This is a genomic window from Kribbella ginsengisoli, assembly GCF_039537185.1.
In the GTDB taxonomy this organism is placed as follows: Bacteria; Actinomycetota; Actinomycetes; order Propionibacteriales; family Kribbellaceae; genus Kribbella; species Kribbella koreensis.
This window is the reverse complement of sequence record NZ_BAABAA010000010.1, coordinates 113,733-135,347: the sequence shown is the minus strand read 5'-3', so window position 1 is coordinate 135,347 and position 21,615 is coordinate 113,733. Positions and strand designations below refer to the sequence as shown.

Here is a 21,615-nt window from a genome sequence, read left to right as displayed (position 1 = left end):
AGGTGTAGAACTGAGCCAGGGCGGTGCCGCCCCAGCCGAGCCGAACAGGACAGACCTTGACGAATCAGACCGCGGACCACACCGACGTCCGGGCCGCCAACCTGGCTGTGGCGCTCGGATTCCTGCGCGCCAACTCCCCCTGCTCGCGGGCGGCGATCGCGGCCGGGACCGGCCTGAACAAGGCGACCGTGACCAGCATCGTCGGCGACCTGATCGAACGCCGGCTGGTCCGGGAGACGCAGCAGACCCAGAACCACGTCGGCCGGCCGGCCACCCTGCTCGTCCTCGACGGCTCGGCCTACGCGGCGATCGGGATGGAGATCAGCGCCCGCGGCCTGACGGCGATCGCGTACGACTCGGCCGGCGGGCAGTTGCTTCGCTGGCACCGGACCGGCCCGGGAGCCGACGCGGGTCCGGCCAAGGCCGTCGCCGCACTGGCCACCCTGGCCCGGCGGGCGATCGCTGCCGTGCACGCGTCCGGACGCGACGTCCTCGGCGTCACGGTCGGAGTACCCGGCCTGGTCAACCGGGACGGCGTCGTCGTCCTGGCGGCCGGCCTGGGCTGGCGTGATCTCGAGCTGCGCAAAGACCTGGTCGCGACACTCGGCCGGCCTGCCTTCCCCGTGCTGGTCGAGAACGACGCCAACCTCGGCGCCCTGGCCGAGCACCGCTACGGGCCGTACGCGGGCAGCGCCAACCTCATCCTGCTGTCCGGTGAGACCGGGGTGGGCGCGGGAGTGATCTGCGACGGGCGACCACTGCGCGGCAACCTCGGCTACGTCGGCGAGATCGGGCACCTGCGGATCCGGGCCGACGGACCACTGTGCGGTTGCGGCCGGCACGGCTGCCTGGAGGCCGTCGCCGGCATCCCGGCGATCCTGGCCCGGCTCGACGCGAGCGAGGCGCCCGACACCGACCCACAGGCGCGGACAGACGAGCTGGTCAGGCGCGCCGAGGCCGGCGAGACCGCCACCATCGACGTGCTGACCGAGGTGGGCACGCTGCTCGGCCAGAGCGTCTGCGGGCTGGCGAACATCCTCAACCCGGAGTTCGTCATCCTCGGTGGCTCGTACGCCGCCCTCGGCCGCTGGCTGGTACCGGCCGTGGAGAAGGAACTGATCGACGGCACCCTGGCGCCCGAGGCCGGCGGCTGCCAGGTCGTCGCCTCGACCTTCGGCCACGACGCGACGGCGATCGGCGCGGTCGCCCGCTCGCTCGACCAGCTCGACTCGGGCCGGCTACCGGTCGTCCGTCCCGGCTGAGATCTTGACCGTCCGCGTGGAGGGTGCAACCCTCTGTGTCAATCCATCGAAGCGCTTCGATGTCCAGTCGGAGCCGGCCAGGCGTCCGACGCATTGTCGAAGCGCTTCGACACCACTCCCGTCGGCAGACGGCCGAACGCATCCCGGAGCCCGATCCCGATGAGCAATCCGCCGCCACGCTCACCCCTTCCGCCGTTCCGCGATCCGGCCCGGAAGCTGCCGGAGCGGATCGGCGATCTGCTCGGCCGGCTGAGTCCGGCCGAGAAGCTCGGCCTGCTCCACCAGCATCAGGCGGCCGTCCCGCGGCTGGGCCTCGACTCCTTCCGGACCGGCACGGAGGCGCTGCACGGCGTGGCCTGGCTCGGTCCGGCGACGGTCTTCCCGCAGGCCGTCGGTCTGGCCGCCAGCTGGAATCCCGAGCTGGTCCGCGCCGTCGGCTCCGCGGTCGGCGACGAGGTCCGTAGCTTCCACCACGAGGATCCGGCCGGCGTCGGCCTGAACGTCTGGGCGCCCGTGGTGAATCCGTTGCGCGACCCGCGCTGGGGGCGCAACGAGGAGGGCTACTCGGAGGATCCGTGGCTCACCGGCGTACTGGCCGTCGCCTACGGGCGGGGCCTGACCGGTGACGCCGAGGGGACCCTCAAGACCGCGCCGACGCTCAAGCATTTCCTTGCCTACAACAATGAGACGGACCGCTGTACGACCTCCAGCAACCTGCCGCCACGGGTGCTGCACGACTACGAGCTACCGGCCTTCCGGGCGCCGATCGCGGCCGGCGCGGCGGTCGCGATGATGCCGTCGTACAACCTGGTGAACGGCCGTCCGGCCCATCTGAGCCCACTGATCAACGAGCTGGTCCGCACCTGGACCGAGGACGACCTCCTGATCGTCAGCGATGCGGGCGCCCCGGCGAACCTGGTCGAGTTGCAGCAGTACTTCGGTGACAAGCCGACGGCGTACGCCGCGATGCTCCGGGCGGGCGTCGACAGCATCACGCAGGACGACAACGACGCCGGCCCGTCGACCCGGCACCTGACCGACGCACTGGCCCAGGGCAAGCTGAGCGAAGCGGACGTCGACCTGGCGGTCCGGCACGCGCTGGCGATCCGGTTCCGGCTGGGCGAGTTCGATCCGGTCGAGCTGAATCCGTACGGCGCTCCCGCGGCGGACGTCGTCGGCTGCCCGGCACATCGTCAGTTGGCCCAGGACGCGGCCAGGCAGTCGATCGTGCTGCTCAAACACGAATGCCAGGTCCTGCCGCTGAGCACCACGACCACGAAGCGGGTCGCTGTCGTCGGACCGCTGGCGGACACCCTGTTCGAGGACTGGTACTCGGGCACGCTCCCCTACCGGATCACAGCTCGGGCCGGACTGATCGAACGGCTCGGCTCCGAGGCGGTCGACTACTGCGAAGGCGTCGACCGGATCGAACTGCGAACCGACGCCGGCTGCCTCGGCGCCGGCCAGGACAAGTCGGTCGGGATCGGCGATACCGGCGCGTTCGACCTCTTCGACTGGGGCGGTGGGGCCTGGACGCTGCGATCGGTCGAGACCGGCTCCTACGTCACGGTGACCGGCACCGGCTCGCTCGTCGCCGATCACCCCGGGCCCAGCACGTGGGAGGTCAAGGAGACGTTCGACCTGATCGCGACCAGCGAGACCACCTCCGTACTCCGGCATCGCCACAGCGGCCGCTTCGTCGAGCTGACGGACGGCGCGGCGACGGCGACCGCCGAAGAGGTGGCCTCGGCGACCGTGTTCGAGCTCGTCACCCTGATCGACGGCGCCGCCCGGGCCGCTGAGCTGGCGGCCGCCGCGGACGTCGCGATAGTTGTCGTGGGCAACCACCCGCTGGTGAACGGGCGGGAGACCGAGGACCGGGCCGAGCTGGACCTGCCGGCCGCCCAGGACCGGCTGGTCCGTGCCGTGCACGCGGCCAACCCGCGAACGGTGCTGGTGATGTCGAGCAGCTACCCGTTCTCGGTCGAGTGGGCAGATCAGCACCTGCCCGCGCTGCTCTGGTCGGCCCACGGCGGGCAGGAGTACGGCCGGGCGCTCGCGGACGTGCTGTTCGGCGATTCGGACCCGGCCGGCCGGCTACCGCAGACGTGGTACCGATCGGCGGCCGACCTGCCGGATCTCCTCGACTACGACATCGTCGCCACCGACTCGACGTACCTGTACTTCCGCGGCCGCCCGCTCTATCCGTTCGGGCACGGCCTGAGCTACACGACCTTCACGTACTCCGGTTTGCGCTTGAGCTCGGCCTCCGTACCGGCCGACGGTGAACTGCTGGTGAGCCTCACCGTCACGAACTCCGGCACTCGCTCCGGCCGCGAGGTCGTCCAGCTCTACACCCACCAGCAGCGGTCCCGGGCCAAGCAGCCGCTGCGTCAGCTCCGGGATTTCCAGCAGGTCGCGCTGGCCGCCGGTGAGAGTGTCGAGGTGCAGTTCCGGCTCCAAGCCACCGACCTCGGCTTCTGGGACGTCACCCGGAACCGGCGGTGTGTGGAGACGGCCCGGCACAGCGTGCTGATCGGGAGATCCGCCACGGACACCCGGCTCACCGCTTCCTTCGACGTCGCCGGAGAGTCGATCCCAGCGCGGGCGATCTTCACCGCGCCGCTCGCGGCGACGGCCTTCGACGACTACTGCTCGATGACGATGACCGACACCACCCCGGAGTACGGCGATGCCGTGCGTTCGCTGGATGCCGGTGCCTGGCTCGCCTTCGAGGACGTGGATCTGGACGACGGCGCGACCCGCTGCATCGCCCAGGTCGCCGCTGAGCTCGACGGCGGGACGATCGAGCTGCGGCTCGACGATCCACTGCACGGTCTGCTGCTCGGCACCGTGCAGGTTCCGCCGACCGGCGATCGCCACACCTGGGTAGACAGCGGCACCCCGCTCGCTGCCGCGAGCGGGGTGCACACTCTCTATGCGGTCTTCTCCAGCGCCGCCATCGCGCTCGAGAGCCTCACCTTCGAACGGTGACGGTGAACCGCTCGCAAGTCCCCTCGACGACCCGGGCGGTCGCCTCGCCATCGGCAAGAGTCAGCTCGATGACCGCGGCCGTCTCCCCGTTCGGCCCGGGGAGACGGACGCGAGCCGATTGCCCCTCGGTGGGGGTGTACCACCGCAGCTCGACCCCGTCGGCCCAGTCGTAGTCCGGGCGGTCGTCGACGGCGCCGATCGCGATCACGGCGCCTTCACGGACCAGTACCGGCAAGCTGTCGAAGCCGTGAGTCTGGGTGACCCAGCGGCTGCCGGCCAACTGCTCGCCGGTCAGCAGGTGGGTCCAGGTGCCTTCGGGCAGGTAGAACCGGACCTCGCCGTCCTTGCTCATCACCGGCGCGACCAGCAGGTCGGGCCCGAGCATGTACTGACGCTCGAGATAGGCGACGCCGGGATCCGCCGGGAACTCCAGCACCATCGGCCGCATCATCGGCGTACCGTCGGTGTGGGCCTCCTCGGCGACCCTGGCGAGGTAGGGCATCAGCGACATCTTCAGCTTGGTGAAACGACGCAGTACGTCGACCGCCTCCTCGTCGAACGCCCACGGCACCCGGTACGAACCCGAGCCGTGCAGTCTCGAGTGCGACGACAACAGCCCGAACGGCACCCAGCGCTTGAAGACGGCCGCGTCCGGCGTTCCCTCGAAGCCGCCGATGTCGTGGCTCCAGTAGCCGAAGCCGGACGACGCCAGCGACAGGCCGCCCCGCAGCGACTCCGCCATCGCCTCGAAGGTCGACTCGCAGTCGCCACCCCAGTGCACCGGGAACTGCTGTCCGCCGACGGTCGCCGACCGCGCGAACAGTACGGCGTCGCCTTCCCCGCGGTTGTCCTCCAGCAGCCCGAAGACTGCCTTGTTGTAGAGGTACGGGTAGTAGTTGTGCATCCGCTCCGGATCGGAGCCGTCGTGCCAGACGACGTCCTCGACCGGGATGCGCTCGCCGAAGTCGGTCTTGAAGCAGTCGACGCCGAGGTCGATCAGCACCTGCAGCTTGGCCCGGAACCACGCGGTCGCGGCCGGGTTGGTGAAGTCGACGATCGCCATCCCGGCCTGCCACAGGTCCCACTGCCAGACCGAGCCGTCGGGTCGCTTGAGCAGGTAGCCGAGCCGCCGCCCTTCCTCGAACAACACCGACCGCTGCGCGATGTACGGGTTGATCCACAGGCTGATCTTCAGGCCGCGTTCCTTCAGCCGGGCCAGCATGCCCGCCGGATCCGGGAAGGCCACCGGGTCCCAGACGAAGTCGCACCAGTGGAACTGGCGCATCCAGAAGCAGTCGAAGTGGAAGACGCTGAGCGGCAGGTCGCGCGAGGCCATCCCGGCGACGAAGCTGCTCGTCGTCTCCTCGGTGTAGTCGGTGGTGAACGAGGTCGACAGCCACAGCCCCATCGACCAGGCGGGCACCCGGGCGGGACGCCCGGTGAGGGCCGTGTAGCGGCGCAGCACGTCCTTGGGCTCCGGCCCGCCGATGACGTAGTAGCTCAGTTCCTGCCCTTCGACGCTGAACTGGTTCTGCGCCACCACCTCCGAACCGACCTCGAAGGACACCTTCGCCGGGGTGTCCACCAGTACGCCGTACCCGGCGCTGGTCAGGTAGAACGGGACGTTCTTGTACGCCTGCTCGCTCGACGTCCCGCCGTCGGCGTTCCAGATGTCGACGACCTGGCCGTTCTTCACCAGCGGGCCGAACCGCTCGCCGAGGCCGTAGACGGTCTCGCCCACCCCGAGCGCGAGTTGCTCGTGCAGGAAGTGCCGGCCGGCCGAGTCGGTGATCAGGCCGATGCTGCGCGCCGAGGAGCCGGTCAGCACCTTGCCGTCGCGCTCGAAGCGCAGATCCCAGGGCCCGTCCAGCCGGAGTACCGCGGTGAGGTCGCCGCTGGTCAGCCGGGCCACCTCGTCGTCCACCTCGATCTTGACCGGATGCCCGTCCTCGGCCGTCAGCCCGAAGGCCGGCCGCGGTGGTACTCCCCCGCTGTGATGCTGGATCCGGACGCCGATCACACCGGCCGCGGGCGAGCTGACGGTGACGGTGAAGAGGGGCTGGTTCAGCGTGTCCCCGCGGCCGACGATCAGCTTCGCGGGCGCATAGGCGACCAGTGACCGCTCGGTGGTCTCGACGCTCTCGACCGCGGCCGGGCGCAGCCGGGTCAGGCCGGGGCGAAGCTGCCAGTAGCCGTCTGTGAATTTCATCCACTGCCTCTCTACTTGACCGCGCCGACGGTCACGCCGCGGGTCAGGGTGCGCTGGAAGATCAGGAAGAACACGACCGTCGGGAGCAGGCTGATCAGCGCCCCGGCGTTCGTGGTGGTGGCGTCCATCAGCCGGTCGCCCTGCAACGAGGCGAGAGCGAGCGGGACGGTCTGGGTGCTGTTGTCGATCAGCATCACCAGCGGGATGAAGAACTCGTTCCAGGTCCAGATGAAGAAGAAGATCAGCAGTACCGACAGGGTCGGCCGGACGGTCGGTACGACCACTCGCCACAAGGTCGTCCAGCGGCCGGCACCGTCCAGCGCGGCGGCCTCCAGCAGCGCTTTCGGGAAAGTACCGAGCACGGATGCGAGCAGGTACGTCCCGAAGGCGCTCTGGATCACGGTGAAGATGATGATCACGCTGAGCCGGCTGTTGTAGAGGCCAAGGGTCTTCGCCATCGAGTACAGCGGATAGACCAGCGCCTCCTGCGGGATCATGTTCGCCAGCAGGAAGAGCGCGACGATCCACATCCGGCCGCGGACCCGGCCGACGCCCAGCGCGTAGGCGTTCAGCAGCGACAGGACGACGCCGAGCACCGCGACCGAGCCGGAGATGATGATCGAGTTGAGCAGCTTGCCCTCGAAGTGCACCTGCTGCCAGTAGGTCTTCAACCCGTCCAGCTGGAACGACTCCGGCCAGGCCAGCGGCCCGTTGCCCGAGTAGTCGGCGGGCGACTTGAAGGCGTTCATCACCATCACCGCGAACGGCACGAGCACCAGCGCGGCGGTGAGCACGACCAGCGCGAGCACCACCCAGCGCGCCGCGCCTTGCTTGTACCGGTCGGGATCTTTGCGAGACACCCGGGAGCGTGCCAGGGTCAGCGTGGTCATGACTCGGCCCTCCCCTGGACCTTCAGGAATCCGATGCTGACGGCAACGATCACCAGGGTCAGCGCGGTCGCCACGGCAGCGCCGTACCCGACCTGGAGCTTGTTGAAGAAGGCGTTGTAGGCGAAGTACGACGGCACCGTGGTCGCGTTGTTCGGACCGCCGCGGGTGAGCGCCCAGATCGGGCCGAACACCTTCAGCGCGGCGATCGTGCAGGTCAGGGTGACGACGAAGGTCTCCGGCCGGATCTGCGGCAGGGTGATCGCCTGGAACCGGCGGAACCAGCCGGCGCCGTCGATCTCGGCCGCCTCGTACAGGTCGGGATCGACCCGCTGGAGCGCGGCCATGAAGATCACCACCGGATAGCCGATCTGGACCCAGATCATCACCAGCATCACCATCGGCAGCGCCGTCTTCGGATCGCCCAGCCAGTCGTGCTCACCCAGGCCGATCGCCTTGCCGACGGCGTTGACGGCGCCGTCGGGACGCAACAGCCAGCCCCACAGGATGCCGGCCACGACGACCGGCAGCACCTGTGGGAGATAGAAGGTGGCCCGCAGGAAGGACGCCGTCTTCTGCCCGAACCGGCGGCCGATCACGTCGAACAACGTGGCCGACAGCACCAGCCCGATCAGCGTCGGGACCACCACCATCGCGATCACCATCGCCGCGGTGTTGCGAAACGACGTCCAGAAGACGTCGTCGTGCAGCAGCCGGTCGTAGTTGTCCAGCCCGATCCAGCGCGGATCGCCGATCCCCGACCACTTGGTCAGCGACAGGTACAGGTTCGCGCCGAACGGGACCGCGACGACGGCGGTGAAGGCGACGGCCCCGGGCAGCAGGTACCACCAGTAACCTGCCTTGCCCCTGGTCATCCGTTCTTGATTTCTTGGACACCCTGGTCGTAGGCCTTGCCGAGGTCGGCGAGCACCTGGTCAGGGTTCTTGGAGCCGTTGATCAGCGACTGGCCACCGGCCACCAGCACGTCGTAGTACCCGGGGACCGGCCAGTCGGGGTAGAAGGCCAGGCCGTCGGACTTGGTGATCGCGTCGAAGTTCGCGATCAGCTCCTTGTTCTTCGGGTCCGTCACCTGCGCCAGGTCGGCCTTGACCGGGACGCCGCCGTTGTTGGCCATGATGGTCTGGACCTCCGGCCGCATCGTGATGTCGATGAAGTCGTAAGCCAGCTTCTTGTTCTTCGACTGCTCGGGGACCACCCAGAGGTTGCCGGACGAGCCCGCGTTCAGCTTGTTGCCGGGGAACAGGAAGGTGCCCCAGTCGAACTTCTTGATCTCACTGGCGAACCGGCCGTACCACCACGAACCGCTGACGATCATCGGCGTCTTGCCGGCGATGAACGCGGTGCCCATGTCCTCGGCCTTGAGGCTGGCCGACTGCTTGGAGATGTAACCCTTCTGGACCCAGTCGCGGAAGGTGTCGGCGCCGTACTTGAGCGGGTCGGCCTTGAAGTCGACGCTGCCCTTGTACAGCTGGTAGTTGTCGACGAAGGAGCGGTCGGCCTTGGACAGCGCGAGTTCGTAGTACAGCTGACCGGCCGGGTACTCCGCGCCGGCCATTCCCAGCGGCGTGACCTTCTTGGCGACGAAGGTGTCCATCGCGGCGGTCATCTCGTCCAGCGTTTTCGGCACGGCGACGCCGTACTGCTTGAAGAGGGCCTTGTTGTAGTAGACCATCACGTACTCGCCGTAGTTGGGGATGCCGTACCAGTTGCCCGACCCCATCACGCCCTTCTCGTCGTACCGGGCGGTGGTCTGCAGGCTGGGGCTGAGTGCCTTGTCCCAGCCGCGGCTCGCGGCCTCGTCGCTCAGGTCGGTGAGCAGGCCCTTGGAGCTGAGCAGGCCGGCAGTGGCGTTGCCCTTGTTGTACTCCATCAGGTCCGGCGCCTGGTCGGAGGCGAGGATCATCGACGCGTTCTGCTGGATCTGCTCGAACGCCTTGCGCTCGAACTCCACGGTGACGCCGGGGTGCTCGGTCTTGAACACCTCGATGGCCTTGTCCCAGGCCTTGCCCATCGCGCCGTTCGCGCTCTCGTAGTGCCACAGCTTGAGGGTGCCGGTCTCGCTGCCGGCCCCGCTGTCGTCGCCGCTGCTGCAGCCGGCCAGGACGAGGGCGAGCGAGACGATCGCCGCCCCCACTGAGATCATGGTGCGGGGAGACCGCATGGGTGTACTCCTTTGAACGGGTGTCTGTCCGGTGGTTCCTCAGTCCGTCGTCGCGTTGCAGCGCGGCGGCGGACACTCACTACTTCTTCTTGTTCCTTCTGGATTCGGCGGTGGTACCGCGGACCTCCAGCACACAGGGCAACAACTCCTGGTACGTCGACGTGTCGCCGTCGGCGAGCCGCCGGAGCAGGACACGGGTCGCCGCTGCCCCGACCGCAGCGCCCGGCGACGTCATCGCGGTCAGGGCAGGGCTGGCCAGATCGGCGACGGCCGCCGACGTCACCATCGACACCACCGACACGTCCCAGGGCACGTCGAGCGCCGCCTCACGCAACTCGGCCAGGATCCCGAGCGCCGCGTTCTCGTTCATCACCAGTACGCCGGTCAGCCGCGGGCACAGCTCACGGGCGGTACCGATCGCCCGCCTGCCCCCGCTGGCGGTGTCCTCACTCGGCACCATCACGCCGGTGATCCCGTGCCGTTCCAACGCCGCCTCGAACGCCGCGGCCGTCCTCTTCGCCGGCCCGTATCCCCCGGCCAGACTGGCTTCCGAATGGTTGACATAGGCAATGATCCGGTGCCCGAGCCCGACCAGGTGCGCGACCGCGTCGTCGACGGTCTGCTCGAAATCGATGTCCACACAGGCGAGCCCGGCCGGCTCCGCGGTCCGGCCGATCAGCACGAACTGAGCCGCCAACTCGCGCAGAAGCTCCACCCGCCGATCCTCCAGCTGAACCTCCATCACCAGAAACCCGTCCAGCAACCGCTGGGTCGCCAGCGTCTGCAGCTCGTCGGCGTCGTCCGTGCCGACCGAACACAACATCAGGTGGTACCCAGCCTCCCGCGCCGCCTCCGTCGCCCCCGTGACGAACGCCGTCTCGGTGGCCCCCAGCCCACGCCCGGTGAGCGGCAGCAACAACCCGATGATGTTGCTCCGCCGACTGGCCAGCCCCCGCGCCATCGCGTTCGGCTGGTAACCGAGCTCCGCCATCGCCGCATGCACCTTCTCGCGGGTCGCCTCGGAGATCGGCCTGGTCCCGGTGAGCACGTACGACACCGTGCTGACCGACACTCCGGCACGCCGGGCGACATCGGTCATGGTCGCCATCCCAGCCTCCTCGTCGAAACGCTTCGACGAAGCGTTTCGACAAAAGGTAGGTCAGGACAACTGGGCCGTCAACAGCTCAGAACTCAGGCGGGCAGATCGCCCGCCTGTCCTCACCGCTCTTTCGGCAGGTAGGTGTTCAGGTAGTCGTTGCGGAATTTGCCCTCTGGGTCGTACTTGGCGGCCAGGTCGATGAAGTCGGGGACCTTCGGGTAGCAGTCGCGGAGGGTGGTGGCGTCTGCGGTGAAGACCTTGCCCCAGTGGGGACGGGCGCCGAGCGGGAGGAGGGCTTCTTCGAGGGCGGCGACGACCGGGCGGACGGCTGTCTCGTCCTGGATCCAGGTGAAGTGGAGGGCTACGGTGTCGCGGCCTTGGCTTGGGCTGAGCCAGAGGTTGTCGGCGGCGATGGTGCGGATTTCGGAGATCTGGATGACGGGGGCCATGAGGTTGCCCAGGGACTTCAGTTGTTCGAAGGCTTGCGGGGCGGCGGCTCGTGGGACGAAGTACTCGGACTGGAGTTCTTCGCCGTTGCTGGGGGTGAACTCGAGGCGGAAGTGCGGGAGGCGTTCGTTCCAGGGGCCGGCGACGCCGTGTTGCTGGGTGGCGAAATCGGCGGGCATCGCCTTGATCGGGTGGCGGGCACCGTCGGCCAGACGGGCGCCCAGCCAGGACGGTTCGTACGGCGTACCGGCGAGCATCTTGCGCCACACCATCACGTCGGGGTCGACCCAGTCGGTGAAGGCGCTGACGCTGTAGGCGCTCGAGAAGATCTCCTCGAAGTCGGTGCCGAGGCGCTCGACCGGCAGGCCGTCGTACACGACCTGGCTGATCTCGTACGACGGTTGCGTCTCCAGCTCCAGCTCGACGGTCACCCCGAGGGCTCCGAGCGAGACGATCGAGCCGGGGAAATCGGCGTCGTCGCGGGTGAGGGTGACGAGTTCGCCGTCGGCGGCGATGAAGGTGGTGCTGGTGACGGCGGCCGCGAGTGGGCGGTTGGCGTCGCCGGAACCGTGCGTACCGGTCGAGCAGGCCCCCGCGACGGAGATGTGTGGCAGGGAGCCGAGGTTGTGGAGTGCCCGGCCTTCGTCCTGCAGGTACGCGGTCACTTCGCCGTACCGGAGGCCGGCCGCGATCGTGACGGTGTCGTCCGGGTTGAGGGCGGCGATCCGGGGCAGGGCGGCGACCGAGACCAGCGTGCCGTCGGTGTCCGCGATCCGGTTGAACGAGTGCCCGCTGCCGAGCACGCGGACGTGATCGGACAGCCGTACCAGTTCCTGCATCTCCGCCACCGTGCGCGGCGACCGGACCTCCGCCGAGAAGGTGATGTTGCCTGCCCAGTTCTTCGTCATGCGCCTCACGCCCTTCGCTCGTCTGTCCAGCAGCCTTCCACATGGCCTCGGATAGGTTGATCCCCATGCCCTCTGAAGCCGTTGCCCTGTCCCAGGAGCTGTCCGCCACCGCGGCCGAGGCCGCCCGGCTCGTTGCCGACGATCTGCGGACCGCTTTCCGCGGTGGGATGGACGTCGAGTTCAAGCGCGACAAGCACGACCCGGTGACCGTGCACGACCGCCGGGCCGAGGAGGCGATCTCGGAGCTGCTCACCAAGCGCTTCCCCGACAGCACCGTCGTCGGCGAGGAGGACGGCGCCCACGAGGGCTCCGGCGAGGTCACCTGGTACGTCGACCCGATCGACGGTACGGCGAACTTCGCCCGCGGACTCGCCTTCTTCTGTACGTCGATCGGCGCGGTGCTCGACGGCCGGATCGTGGCCGGCGCGATCCTCGACCCGATGGCGGGCAACCTCTTCACCGCCGACCTGTCCGGCGCGTCGCTGAACGGCAACCTGATCCGGTCCTCGGGTCCGGGCGAGGAGGCCGAGGCAACCATCCTCAGCGGCTACCCGAGCGCACGCGACGTCGTGCAGGACGGGCCGGCGGGCCTGGCGGCGTACGGCGGGCTGGTGACGGCGTACGGAACCCTGCGCCGGCCGGGCAGCGCGGCGCTCAGCCTCGCGCACGTCGCGGCCGGCTGGGCCGACGCGGCGGTCGGGTTCTCGGTCAACGCCTGGGACATCTGCGCCGGCCAGCTCCTGGTCCAGCAGGCCGGCGGAACCTATCTCCCGTTCGGCGCGTCTGGATGGAACCAGCCGCACTATGCGGCCTACACCCCGGATCTTGACCCGGCCGGCCTGAAACACTTCCTGGCAGCCTTCCAGAAGTAGTCCACTGAAGTAGTTTTGAAGGGATCCATCTTGCGTTTCACCAAGTTCACCGCCCTCGGACTGGCCGCGGTACTGGCCGGCGGAACCGCCGTCACGGTCGCCCTCAAGGGAGCCGACAGTTCGCAGGCGGCGACCCAGACGACCCAGGCCACTGTGGCCACCACCGCGATCAGCTGCAGCACCACGGTCGGCGGCCGGGACTTCTACGACGGTCCGTCCGCGTCGAAGGTGTACAACGACCGGTTCACGGCCAGCGCCGCCGTGCCGAACCTGAGCACCCACACGCCACAGGGCATCGGCACCTGGTGGAACTGGGACGGCAAGAAGAACCTGCTGCTCGTCACTGCGTACCGGTCGGGCGCGCGCTCGCAGATCATCGGGATCGACCCGGCCACCAACAAGACGGTCGGCGTGGTCGCGATCGACGCGACGCACGGCGGCGGGATCACCACCAGCAACGGCTGGGCCTTCGTGCAGGGCAGCACGAACGGCATCCGGAAGTACAAGCTGTCCACGCTGAAGACCGCGATGAAGGCGGCCGGTACGCCGTACATCAAGCCGGTCGGCGCCGAGCGGAAGGTCTACGGCGCGTCCTTCCTGACCAGCTACGGCGGCTACATCTGGTCGGGCAAGTTCAACGACAAGGGCCGCGACAAGATGTACCAGTACAAGATCAACAGCAACGGCTCGCTGACCACGATCAACAAGGCGTGGGAGGTGCCGACCAAGACCCAGGGCCTGCTCGTCACCGGCAGCCACTTCATCTTCAGCACCTCGTACGGCCGGACCAACCGCAGCAACCTGTACGTCGTCCGCCGCGGCCAGCCCGACCTGGACAAGGCCAAGCTGAAGTGCTTCCGCGCCCCGAGCATGTCCGAGGGCATCACCGAGTACGGCGGCCGCGCCTACCTGGTCTTCGAGTCCGGCTCACACCTGTACGCCGGCGACCCGAAGACCCTGAACGTCATCAAGAACTTGCACAAAGCAACGATCAGCTCGCTCACCAGCCTGGCCTGACACCGCTCCAAATCCCGGGCCGACGGTCGGGCGCATGGTTTGATGACCAGCGCCCGACCTCTCGGTGATCAAGGAGCAACCCGAAGTGATCTCGCCCCGGCGATGGACGGTGAGTGCGGCGTGATCATCTCGTTCGGGATCGCCGGGGTTTGGTTCGTACTGTTCCTCTACACCTGGTTTCGCGATCGGCGGGTGTTGCGCAACGGCGTTTATCTCGTGCTGACGCTGTTCTTCGGTGGGATCGGGACCGTGTTCGCGTTGGAGCAGGTGTCGGATACGGCGGCGCGGTTGCTGGTGATCGCCGTGCTGGTCGCCATCCCGATCACAATCTTCGTGCTGGCGATCTTCCTCACCGTCAACGGGGTGACGATGTGGAAGCGGGAGGGGCATCGGCCGGCGAACCTGCTCTCGCTGGCGGCTGGGCTGGGCATCATCGCGTTCACGATCTTCGGGGTGATCACGCAGCAGTGGTCGTCGCCGTTCCTCGATGTGGTTCGCTCGACGATGTTGCTCGCGCTGACCTATGTCTCGTTCCTGTTCGTCTGCTTTCTGGCGTACTCGTTCGTGTACGCGCGGATCCGGGGATCGCGCAAGGTCGACTTCATCGTCGTCCTCGGCTCCGGCCTCCGCGGCAGCCGGGTCCCACCCTTGCTCGCCAGTCGCCTCGACCGCGCCCACCTCACCTGGCAACGAGCACGCGCCAAGGGCCGCTCGCCGCTCCTCATCACGTCCGGTGGCCAAGGTCCCGGTGAGGACGTCCCCGAGTCGCACGCGATGGCGAAGTACTTGGTCGATCACGGCGTACCGGCCGACCAGATCCTGCTCGAGGACCGCTCCACGTCGACCTTCGAGAACCTGACCTTCAGCCGCACCATCATGGCCGGCCTCGACCCGGAGTACCGGTGCCTGATCGTCACCAACAACTACCACGCCCTCCGCGCCGCCTTCACCGCCCGCAAGGCGAAAGTCAACGGCCAGGTCCTCGGCTCCCCCACCGCCACCTACTTCTGGCCCAGCGCCACCATCCGCGAATTCGCCGCAGTCCTCCTCGACCACAAATGGATCAACGGCCTCATTCTCGGCCTGATCTTCCTCCGCGGCCTGTTCGTTCTGGCCTTCTAGAGCATGGTGACGGCGGCGGTGAGGCCGGCTAGGACTATGAGGGTTCGGAGGAGGGCGGGTGGGAGTAGGCGGCCTAGGTGGGAGCCGGTGTAGCCGCCGATGATGGAGCCGATGGCCAGTAGGCCGGCGACGGTGTAGTTGATGTCGGCGACGAGGACGAAGATGAGGCCGGCGACGAGGTTTCCGGCCAGCAGGGCCAGGGTTTTCAGGGCGTTGACGACGCGGAGGTCCAGGTCGAGGCCGAGGCTCAGGACAGCCATCATCATCACGCCCGCGCCGGCGCCGAAGTACCCGCCGTAGACGCCGGTGAGGGCGGCGAAGACGAGGGTCGCGGGCGACATCACGGTACGCGGTTGGTGCTCTTCGGTGGAACGGGAACGCAGCCACCGGGAGATCCAGGGCTGGGCGCCGACGAGCAGGCAGGTGAAGAGGATCAGCCAGGGCACGATCGCCTCGAAGACACCCGCCGGCAGCGCCAGCAGCAGCACGGCACCGCCGACGGCCCCGATCGCGCACGTCGCGACGACGAGCCGGCTCACCCGTGGCTGCTCGCGCAACTCCCGGCGATAACCGAGCGAACCGCCGAGCCCGCCGGGGATCAGTCCTAAGGTGTTCGACACGTTGGCGACCACTGGTGGGATGCCCAGGGCAATCAGCACCGGGAAGCTCAGCAGCGAGGCGACGCCAACAGTTGAGGTGAGCAGGCCGGCGCCGAGCCCGGCACCGATGATCGCAAGATGCTCCAGCCCCGTCACAACTCCTCACGCAGATCGCCCGACCCGCGCTGCGGCCCCGGAACCTCCTCGCGCAGATCGCCTGACTCGCGGTGTGGGCGGGGGATGTCTTCGCGGAGTAGGGCCACGTCGCTGACGAGCAGGACGTGTTCGTGCATGGCGAGAGCCGCGGTCTGAGGGTCGCGGGCGAGGATTGCGTCGGCTATTCGCTGGTGGCCGGCCAGGGATTCGCGGGGGCGGCCTGGCTGGGAGAGGGATTCGAGGCGGGTTTCCTTGATCAGGTCTTCCAGGGCGCCCATCATCTGGGCGAGCAGCTCGGACCGGGCGGCCCGGGTGACGGCTCCGTGGAAGAGTTCGTCGCCTTCGACTCCGCGTCCGCCGGCGGTGATGTCGCGCTCCATCTCCTCCAGGGCAGCCCGGATGGCGGCGAGATCAGCGTCGGTACGCCGTACAGCCGCCAGCGCGGCAAGCTTCGACTCCAACGCGTCCCGCGCTTCGATGATCTCGGGCAACCGGTCCGCGTGCGCGCGGATCGCGTCGATCACCGCACCCGTCCGGGCCCGATCGGTCAGCACGGTCCCGTCGCCGTGCCGGACCATCACGACCCCGATCACCTCCAGCGCGACCAGCGCCTGGCTCAGCGTCGCCCGGCTCACCCCCAGCCGCACGGCGAGTTCCCGCTCCGGCGGCAACCGGTCACCGGCGCCGAGACCGTTGGACGCGATCCACGCGGTGATCTGCTCCGCGACCTGCTCGTACAGCCGCGTACGCAGTACCGGCCGGGGAAAGTTCTGATCGCCGTGCGGGTCGTCTGCCATGACAGAGAGCTTATTGACAAGTGGGTCATTGAGCTATTGGCTAGGCCAGTGATCCAGCTCAAACGTTAGAAACGTTCTTCCGCCCCGAAGACAAGGACCACCACCATGGGACCAGAGTGGGTAGCGATCCTCGCGCTCGTCGCGCTGTTCGTGCTCGGCACGGTGCTACCGATCAACATGGGCGCGCTCGCGTACGTCGCGGCGTGGCTGGTCGGGATGTACTCGCTGCACCTGAGCGAGAAGGAGATCCTGGCCGGCGTCAGCGGTGATCTCGTCCTGACCCTGATCGGCGTCACGTACCTGTTCGCGATCGCCAAGAACAACGGCACGGTCGACCTGATAGTGAGCAGCGCGGTGAAGGCCGTCGGTGGCCGGGTCGCGCTGATCCCGTGGGTGATGTTCGCCGTCACCGCGTTGCTGACCTCGATCGGCGCCGCCAGTCCGGCCGCCTGCGCGATCATCGGGCCGATCGCGCTCGGGTTCGCCGGGAAGTACAAGATCAATCCGCTGATGATGGGCATGTTCGTCGTGCACGGCGCGCAGGGAGGTGGGTTCTCGCCGATCAGCATCTACGGCACGATCACCAACTCGGTGATGGAGCAGAACAACCTGCCCTCCAGCGAGCTGACCGTCTTCCTGGCCAGCCTCGCCGTCAACCTGGTGATGGCGATGATCCTCTTCGTCCTGTTCGGCGGCCGCCAGCTGATGGCGCAGCGGGTCGATCCGAACGATCCGGACACGCTGGCCGAGGATCTGCATCGCGGCGGTGCGACGGTGCCTGCGCGGGGAACCGGTACTTCGGCACCGACCGGGACCCAGGCGCTCGGCGTACGGCGGGACCAGGTGCTGACGTTGATCGCGTTCGTCGGGGTCGCTGTCGTCGCGCTGGCCTTCGACAAGAACATCGGGTTCGTCTCGATCACGGCGGCGGTCGTCCTCGCGATGCTTGCGCCCAGGGAGCACAAGGACGCGGTGAAGCAGATCGCCTGGCCGACCGTGTTGCTCGTCGCCGGCGTCAGTACGTACGCGGCGATCCTGACCAAGGCGGGCTCGCCTGAGTTCGTCGGGAAGTGGGCTGCCGGGCTGGGGGCCGCGGCGATCGGTGCGTTGATCCTCTGTTACGTCGGCGGGGTGGTGTCGGCGTTCGCGTCGTCGACCGCGTTGCTGCCGGTGATCATCCCGATCGCGGTGCCGTTGATCGCCAACGGCGGGATCCACGCCGGCTTCTTCGTCGCGGCGCTGGCGATCGCGTCGACCATCGTCGATGTCAGCCCGTTCTCCACGAACGGGGCGCTGATGCTCGCGAACCGGCCGGACTCGATCTCTGAACCCGTTTACTACCGGCAGATTCTCCTCTACAGCACGATCGTCGTCGTGGTCGGCCCGTTGCTGGTCTGGGCGGCGCTCGTCCTGCCGGAGTGGTGATGGCCGGGCCGCTCGAGGGAGTGCTGGTGGTGGACCTGTCGCGCGCGCTGGCGGGTCCGCACTCGACGATGATGCTCGGCGATCTCGGTGCGCGGGTGATCAAGGTCGAGGCGCCTGGTACCGGTGACGACACCCGCGGGTGGGGGCCGCCGTTCGTCGATGGCGAGTCGACGTACTTCCTGTCGGCGAATCGCAACAAGGAGTCGATCGCGCTCGACCTCAAGGATGCGGGCGATCGGGACGTGCTGCTGCGGTTGGTGGATCGGGCCGATGTGCTGGTGGAGAACTTCCGGACAGGGGTGCTCGACCGGCTTGGGCTTGGGATCGAGGCGTTGCGGGAGCGGAACCCCCGGCTGGTGGTGCTGTCCATCACTGGGTTCGGGCATGACGGGCCGGAGGGTGGGCGGGCCGGATACGACCAGATCGCGCAGGGCGAGGCCGGGTTGATGTCGCTGACGGGGTCGGGGCCGGACGATCCGCAGCGGGTCGGTACGCCGATCGCTGATCTGCTGGCTGGGATGTACGGGGCGTACGGCGCGGTCGCCGCTCTGCATGAACGCGACCGGACTGGCGTGGGCAGTGTTGTCCGTACCTCGTTGTTGGCGGCGGTTGTCGGGGTGCATGCGTTTCAGGGGACGCGGTTCACCGTTGCGGGCGAGGTGGGGGTTGCTCAGGGCAACCATCATCCGGCGATCGCGCCGTACGGGTTGTTCCGGTGTGCGGATGGGGCGGTGCAGATCGCTGTCGGGAGTGAGGGGTTGTGGCAGCGGTTCTGTGCTGCGTTCGGGATCGCCCGCGAGGGGCTGGAGACGAATGCTGAGCGGGTGGCGCAGCGTGGGCGGGTGACCGAGGTGGTGGAGGCGGTCTTTGCGGAGTGGACTGCGGAGGAACTGCTGGCGCGGCTGCGAGAAGCGGGGATTCCGGCGGGGAAGGTGCGACGGCTGGACGAGGTCTACGAGTGGGACCAGACGGCCAGCCAGGGTTTGCTGATCGACGTCGAGCACGCGACGCTCGGCGCCCTGCGGTTACCTGGTCCACCGTTGAGGTTCTTCCAGGGCTCCGGGGAGACGACACCACGCCAGCACACCGCTCCCCCAACACTGGACCAGCACGGCCCAGCGATCCGGGAGTGGTTGGCATGAGCGCCCGCGAGCTGATCGATGTGGTCCTCGACGAGGGCTCGTTCGAGTCATGGGACCGGGCGATCGAGCAGCCGGACCCGGGCAAGGCGGAACCGGGCGCGGTGGGGCTGGGCGAGCCGGAGGCGGAGGCTGGTCGGCCCGAGGCGGTGTCGTACGGGGAGCAGTTGGCCGCGGCTGCGAGGCGGGCCGGGACTGACGAGGCGGTTGTCACCGGGCGCGGGTTGATGCGAGGGCGCGCGGTTGCGGTTGTAGTCAGTGAGTTCGGGTTCTTGGGTGGGTCGATCGGCCGGGCTGCGGCGGCCAGGATTGCCGAGGCGGTGGTGCGGGCTACGGGTGAGGGATTGCCTGTGTTGGCGTCTACGGCTTCTGGAGGGACGCGGATGCAGGAGGGGGCGCCGGCGTTTGTGGAGATGGTGCGGATCTCTCGGGCGTTGATGGCTCACAAGGCGGCGGGGTTGCCTTATCTGGTGCACCTGCGGCATCCGACGACCGGTGGGGTGTTCGCGTCCTGGGGGTCGCTGGGGCATATCACGGTGGCCGAGCCGGGTGCGCTGGTTGGGTTTCTTGGTCCTAAGGTCTATGAGGCGTTGTACGGCGAGGCGTTTCCGGCTGGAGTGCAGACGGCGGAGAACCTTGCCGCTCATGGGGTGATCGACGGGGTGGTGGAGTCGGCCGAGCTGCCGGTGCTTCTCGATCGGGCGCTGGGGGTGCTGGTCGACCCACCAACTGAGCCGGTGCTGACTCGGCGTACCGGAGAAGCCGGTCCTGCTGACGGTTGGGATTCTGTACTACGTACGCGCCGCCCCGACCGGATCGGCGTGCGCGACCTCCTCCGACACGGCGCCACCAGTACGGTCCGGCTGACCGAACCGGACGCGAGCATCCTCGTCGCTCTCACCCGGCTCGATGGCCGGCCCTGCGTCCTGGTCGGGCAGGATCGCTCGCAAAACAAGGCGATGGGGCCGACCGCGCTCCGGCAGGCGCGTCGCGGAATGCGCCTCGCCGAAGACCTCGGCCTCCCCCTCGTCACCGTCATCGACACCCCTGGCGCAGAGCTCTCCCGCGAGGCCGAGGAAGGCGGGGTGGCCGCCGAGATCGCCCAATGCATCGCCACTCTCGCAACGCTCAAGGTCCCGACGATCTCGGTGCTGTTGGGACAAGGGACCGGCGGTGGAGCGTTGGCGTTGCTCCCGGCAACCACTGTGATCGCCGCCGAACACGCCTGGCTCGCGCCGCTGCCGCCCGAAGGCGCCAGCGCGATCATGTACGGCGACACCACCCACGCCCCCGCGATGGCCTCAACCCAACGCATCACCGCCGCCGATCTCAAAGAAATCGGCACCGTCCACCACGTCATCCCCGAACCGGACGACGACACACCCGAATCCCTGGCGAAGGCGATCGCCGCCGAGTGCGCGGCCCACCTCAGCGGCGATCGGCGCGAACAGCTCGCGGACCTCGGGTGACTGCTGGGTGTACGGTCTGGGGTAACCACCGGGGACCAGGAGTTCCGCGGCGCACCAGGCTCGGTAGAGCTCAGGCAGCCCACGCGACACCCTCACCCGGGAGCACCTCATGGCGAAGAACAAGGGCGGACGCGAAGTCCGCAAACCCAAGCAACCCAAAACCCCGAAGTCGAACGCCTCCGACAGCTCCATCGTGCCCCCGACCAAGCAGGGTCGCCGGTAGTACCTGCGCTCAGGTGCCGTGGGTTCGCATTCGGGCGTAGCGGACGCCTGCCGCGAACCTGGTCTTCACCGCCAGTACTTCCAGCAGGCGGGAGACCTCGTAGCGGACGGTGCGGACGCTGATCGTCAGCAGCTCGGCGATTTCGTCGTCGGTGTGGCCGGCGCTCAGCTGGGCGGCGATGAGGTGCTGGCGTGGGGTCAGTTCGACGGTGCGGTCGCGGAGTTCCCGGGCTCGGACGGCGGTTTGGCGGACAGCTTTCAGGTACTGGCGGGCCGCGTTGACCGCCTCCGGGCCGGTCATCACCATCAGGCTGCGTTCGCCTTCGCCGGTCACCGGGCCCTCGACCAGCACCCGCTCGCCGTCGAACAGCTTCATCTGGATCGGGCCGCAGGCGACGTGGTACGGCATGTCCTCGCCGGCCGCGATGATGAAGTCGGTGACCGCCGACGACCCACCGCTGTTGTCGAAGAAGCTCGTCATCCGCACCCCGCGCCGGACCAGCTCACGGTTCGCCCGATGGCTCGGCGCGAACGTCTCCACCGTCTGATCCCGGATCGACGTGACCGCGATCAGCTCCTCCGCCCCACCGCACTCCGCCCGCAGCCAGTCGCGCAGGCTCAGCAGGTCCCGGCCGAAAAGGTACACCTCGGCCTGCGTCGACCGCCCCGCCGCCCACTCGTCGCAGCGCGCGGCGCGCACCACCTGCAGGCGCAGCGAGGCGTCCAGTACGCCTTGCCGGCCAGGAAAATCCAGCTCCTCGCGACCCATCCCCGACCCCCGTGACCAACCCTGAACACGAACACGACCG

The 21,615-nt window shown here is 68.4% G+C and carries 17 protein-coding genes; 8 read left to right on the top strand and 9 right to left on the bottom strand.

Annotated features, from left to right (window positions below):
- The first annotated feature begins 56 nt into the window (after nt 1-56).
- Nucleotides 57-1,262: an ROK family transcriptional regulator gene (locus ABD768_RS31065; protein WP_344846545.1), complete on the top strand. Its 1,206-nt coding sequence runs from the start codon at nt 57-59 to the stop codon at nt 1,260-1,262.
- Nucleotides 1,263-1,421: 159 nt separating this feature from the next.
- On the top strand, nt 1,422-4,256 hold the full coding sequence (locus tag ABD768_RS31060; RefSeq protein WP_344846543.1) for a glycoside hydrolase family 3 C-terminal domain-containing protein: 2,835 nt from the start codon (nt 1,422-1,424) through the stop codon (nt 4,254-4,256).
- Here the strand turns inward: ABD768_RS31060 and yicI are convergent.
- The 6 genes from yicI to ABD768_RS31030 form a co-directional block, all read right to left on the bottom strand.
- The gene (gene yicI / locus ABD768_RS31055; RefSeq protein WP_343980479.1) at nt 4,240-6,465 is read right to left on the bottom strand and encodes an alpha-xylosidase; all 2,226 of its coding nucleotides are present in this window, start codon (nt 6,463-6,465) and stop codon (nt 4,240-4,242) included. The genes ABD768_RS31060 and yicI overlap by 17 nt on opposite strands.
- A gap of 11 nt (nt 6,466-6,476) precedes the next feature.
- Nucleotides 6,477-7,355, bottom strand: a complete 879-nt coding sequence (locus ABD768_RS31050) for a carbohydrate ABC transporter permease (RefSeq protein ID WP_344846541.1) — start codon at nt 7,353-7,355, stop codon at nt 6,477-6,479.
- Entirely contained in the window at nt 7,352-8,227 is an 876-nt protein-coding gene (locus ABD768_RS31045; RefSeq protein ID WP_344846539.1) for a carbohydrate ABC transporter permease, read from the bottom strand. Before ABD768_RS31045 ends, ABD768_RS31050 begins: the two co-directional genes overlap by 4 nt.
- On the bottom strand, nt 8,224-9,534 hold the full coding sequence (locus ABD768_RS31040; protein ID WP_344846537.1) for an ABC transporter substrate-binding protein: 1,311 nt from the start codon (nt 9,532-9,534) through the stop codon (nt 8,224-8,226). The genes ABD768_RS31045 and ABD768_RS31040 overlap by 4 nt, the downstream gene beginning before the upstream one ends.
- Nucleotides 9,535-9,613: 79 nt before the next feature.
- On the bottom strand, nt 9,614-10,642 hold the full coding sequence (locus ABD768_RS31035; RefSeq protein WP_343980467.1) for a LacI family DNA-binding transcriptional regulator: 1,029 nt from the start codon (nt 10,640-10,642) through the stop codon (nt 9,614-9,616).
- 110 nt (nt 10,643-10,752) lie between these two features.
- A complete protein-coding gene (locus ABD768_RS31030; protein ID WP_344846534.1) occupies nt 10,753-11,988 on the bottom strand; it encodes a D-arabinono-1,4-lactone oxidase in 1,236 nt (411 codons plus the stop codon).
- A gap of 65 nt (nt 11,989-12,053) precedes the next feature.
- On the opposite strand from ABD768_RS31030, the gene ABD768_RS31025 reads away from it, so the two are divergent.
- From ABD768_RS31025 to ABD768_RS31015, 3 genes are all read left to right on the top strand, one after another.
- Nucleotides 12,054-12,860, top strand: a complete 807-nt coding sequence (locus ABD768_RS31025) for an inositol monophosphatase family protein (protein WP_344846532.1) — start codon at nt 12,054-12,056, stop codon at nt 12,858-12,860.
- A gap of 30 nt (nt 12,861-12,890) precedes the next feature.
- Nucleotides 12,891-13,877 (top strand): hypothetical protein, encoded by a 987-nt coding sequence (locus tag ABD768_RS31020; RefSeq protein WP_343980457.1) that lies wholly within the window; start codon nt 12,891-12,893, stop codon nt 13,875-13,877.
- Between the two features lie 120 nt (nt 13,878-13,997).
- Complete coding sequence (locus ABD768_RS31015; RefSeq protein ID WP_344846530.1) at nt 13,998-14,999, top strand: YdcF family protein; 1,002 nt, start codon at nt 13,998-14,000, stop codon at nt 14,997-14,999.
- On the opposite strand, the gene ABD768_RS31010 is transcribed toward ABD768_RS31015, so the two are convergent.
- Together ABD768_RS31010 and ABD768_RS31005 are read right to left on the bottom strand one after the other, a co-directional pair.
- Nucleotides 14,996-15,754, bottom strand: a complete 759-nt coding sequence (locus ABD768_RS31010; RefSeq protein WP_343980450.1) for a sulfite exporter TauE/SafE family protein — start codon at nt 15,752-15,754, stop codon at nt 14,996-14,998. The genes ABD768_RS31015 and ABD768_RS31010 overlap by 4 nt on opposite strands.
- Nucleotides 15,751-16,551: a FadR/GntR family transcriptional regulator gene (locus ABD768_RS31005; protein ID WP_343980448.1), complete on the bottom strand. Its 801-nt coding sequence runs from the start codon at nt 16,549-16,551 to the stop codon at nt 15,751-15,753. Before ABD768_RS31005 ends, ABD768_RS31010 begins: the two co-directional genes overlap by 4 nt.
- A gap of 105 nt (nt 16,552-16,656) precedes the next feature.
- Here ABD768_RS31005 and ABD768_RS31000 point away from each other — a divergent pair, with 105 nt between their 5' ends.
- Genes ABD768_RS31000 through ABD768_RS30990 form a run of 3 tightly spaced genes read left to right on the top strand, consistent with a single transcriptional unit; the run spans nt 16,657 to nt 20,584 of the window.
- Entirely contained in the window at nt 16,657-17,976 is a 1,320-nt protein-coding gene (locus ABD768_RS31000; protein WP_344846528.1) for an SLC13 family permease, read from the top strand.
- Nucleotides 17,976-19,118 carry a CaiB/BaiF CoA transferase family protein gene (locus ABD768_RS30995; protein ID WP_344846526.1) on the top strand — a complete coding sequence of 381 codons (1,143 nt, stop codon included), beginning with the start codon at nt 17,976-17,978 and terminating at the stop codon, nt 19,116-19,118. The genes ABD768_RS31000 and ABD768_RS30995 overlap by 1 nt, the downstream gene beginning before the upstream one ends.
- Nucleotides 19,115-20,584, top strand: a complete 1,470-nt coding sequence (locus tag ABD768_RS30990; protein ID WP_344846524.1) for a carboxyl transferase domain-containing protein — start codon at nt 19,115-19,117, stop codon at nt 20,582-20,584. The genes ABD768_RS30995 and ABD768_RS30990 overlap by 4 nt, the downstream gene beginning before the upstream one ends.
- Nucleotides 20,585-20,816: 232 nt before the next feature.
- Here ABD768_RS30990 and ABD768_RS30985 read toward each other — a convergent pair whose 3' ends face one another.
- Nucleotides 20,817-21,575, bottom strand: a complete 759-nt coding sequence (locus ABD768_RS30985) for a helix-turn-helix domain-containing protein (RefSeq protein ID WP_343980438.1) — start codon at nt 21,573-21,575, stop codon at nt 20,817-20,819.
- Between the last annotated feature and the right edge of the window lie 40 nt (nt 21,576-21,615).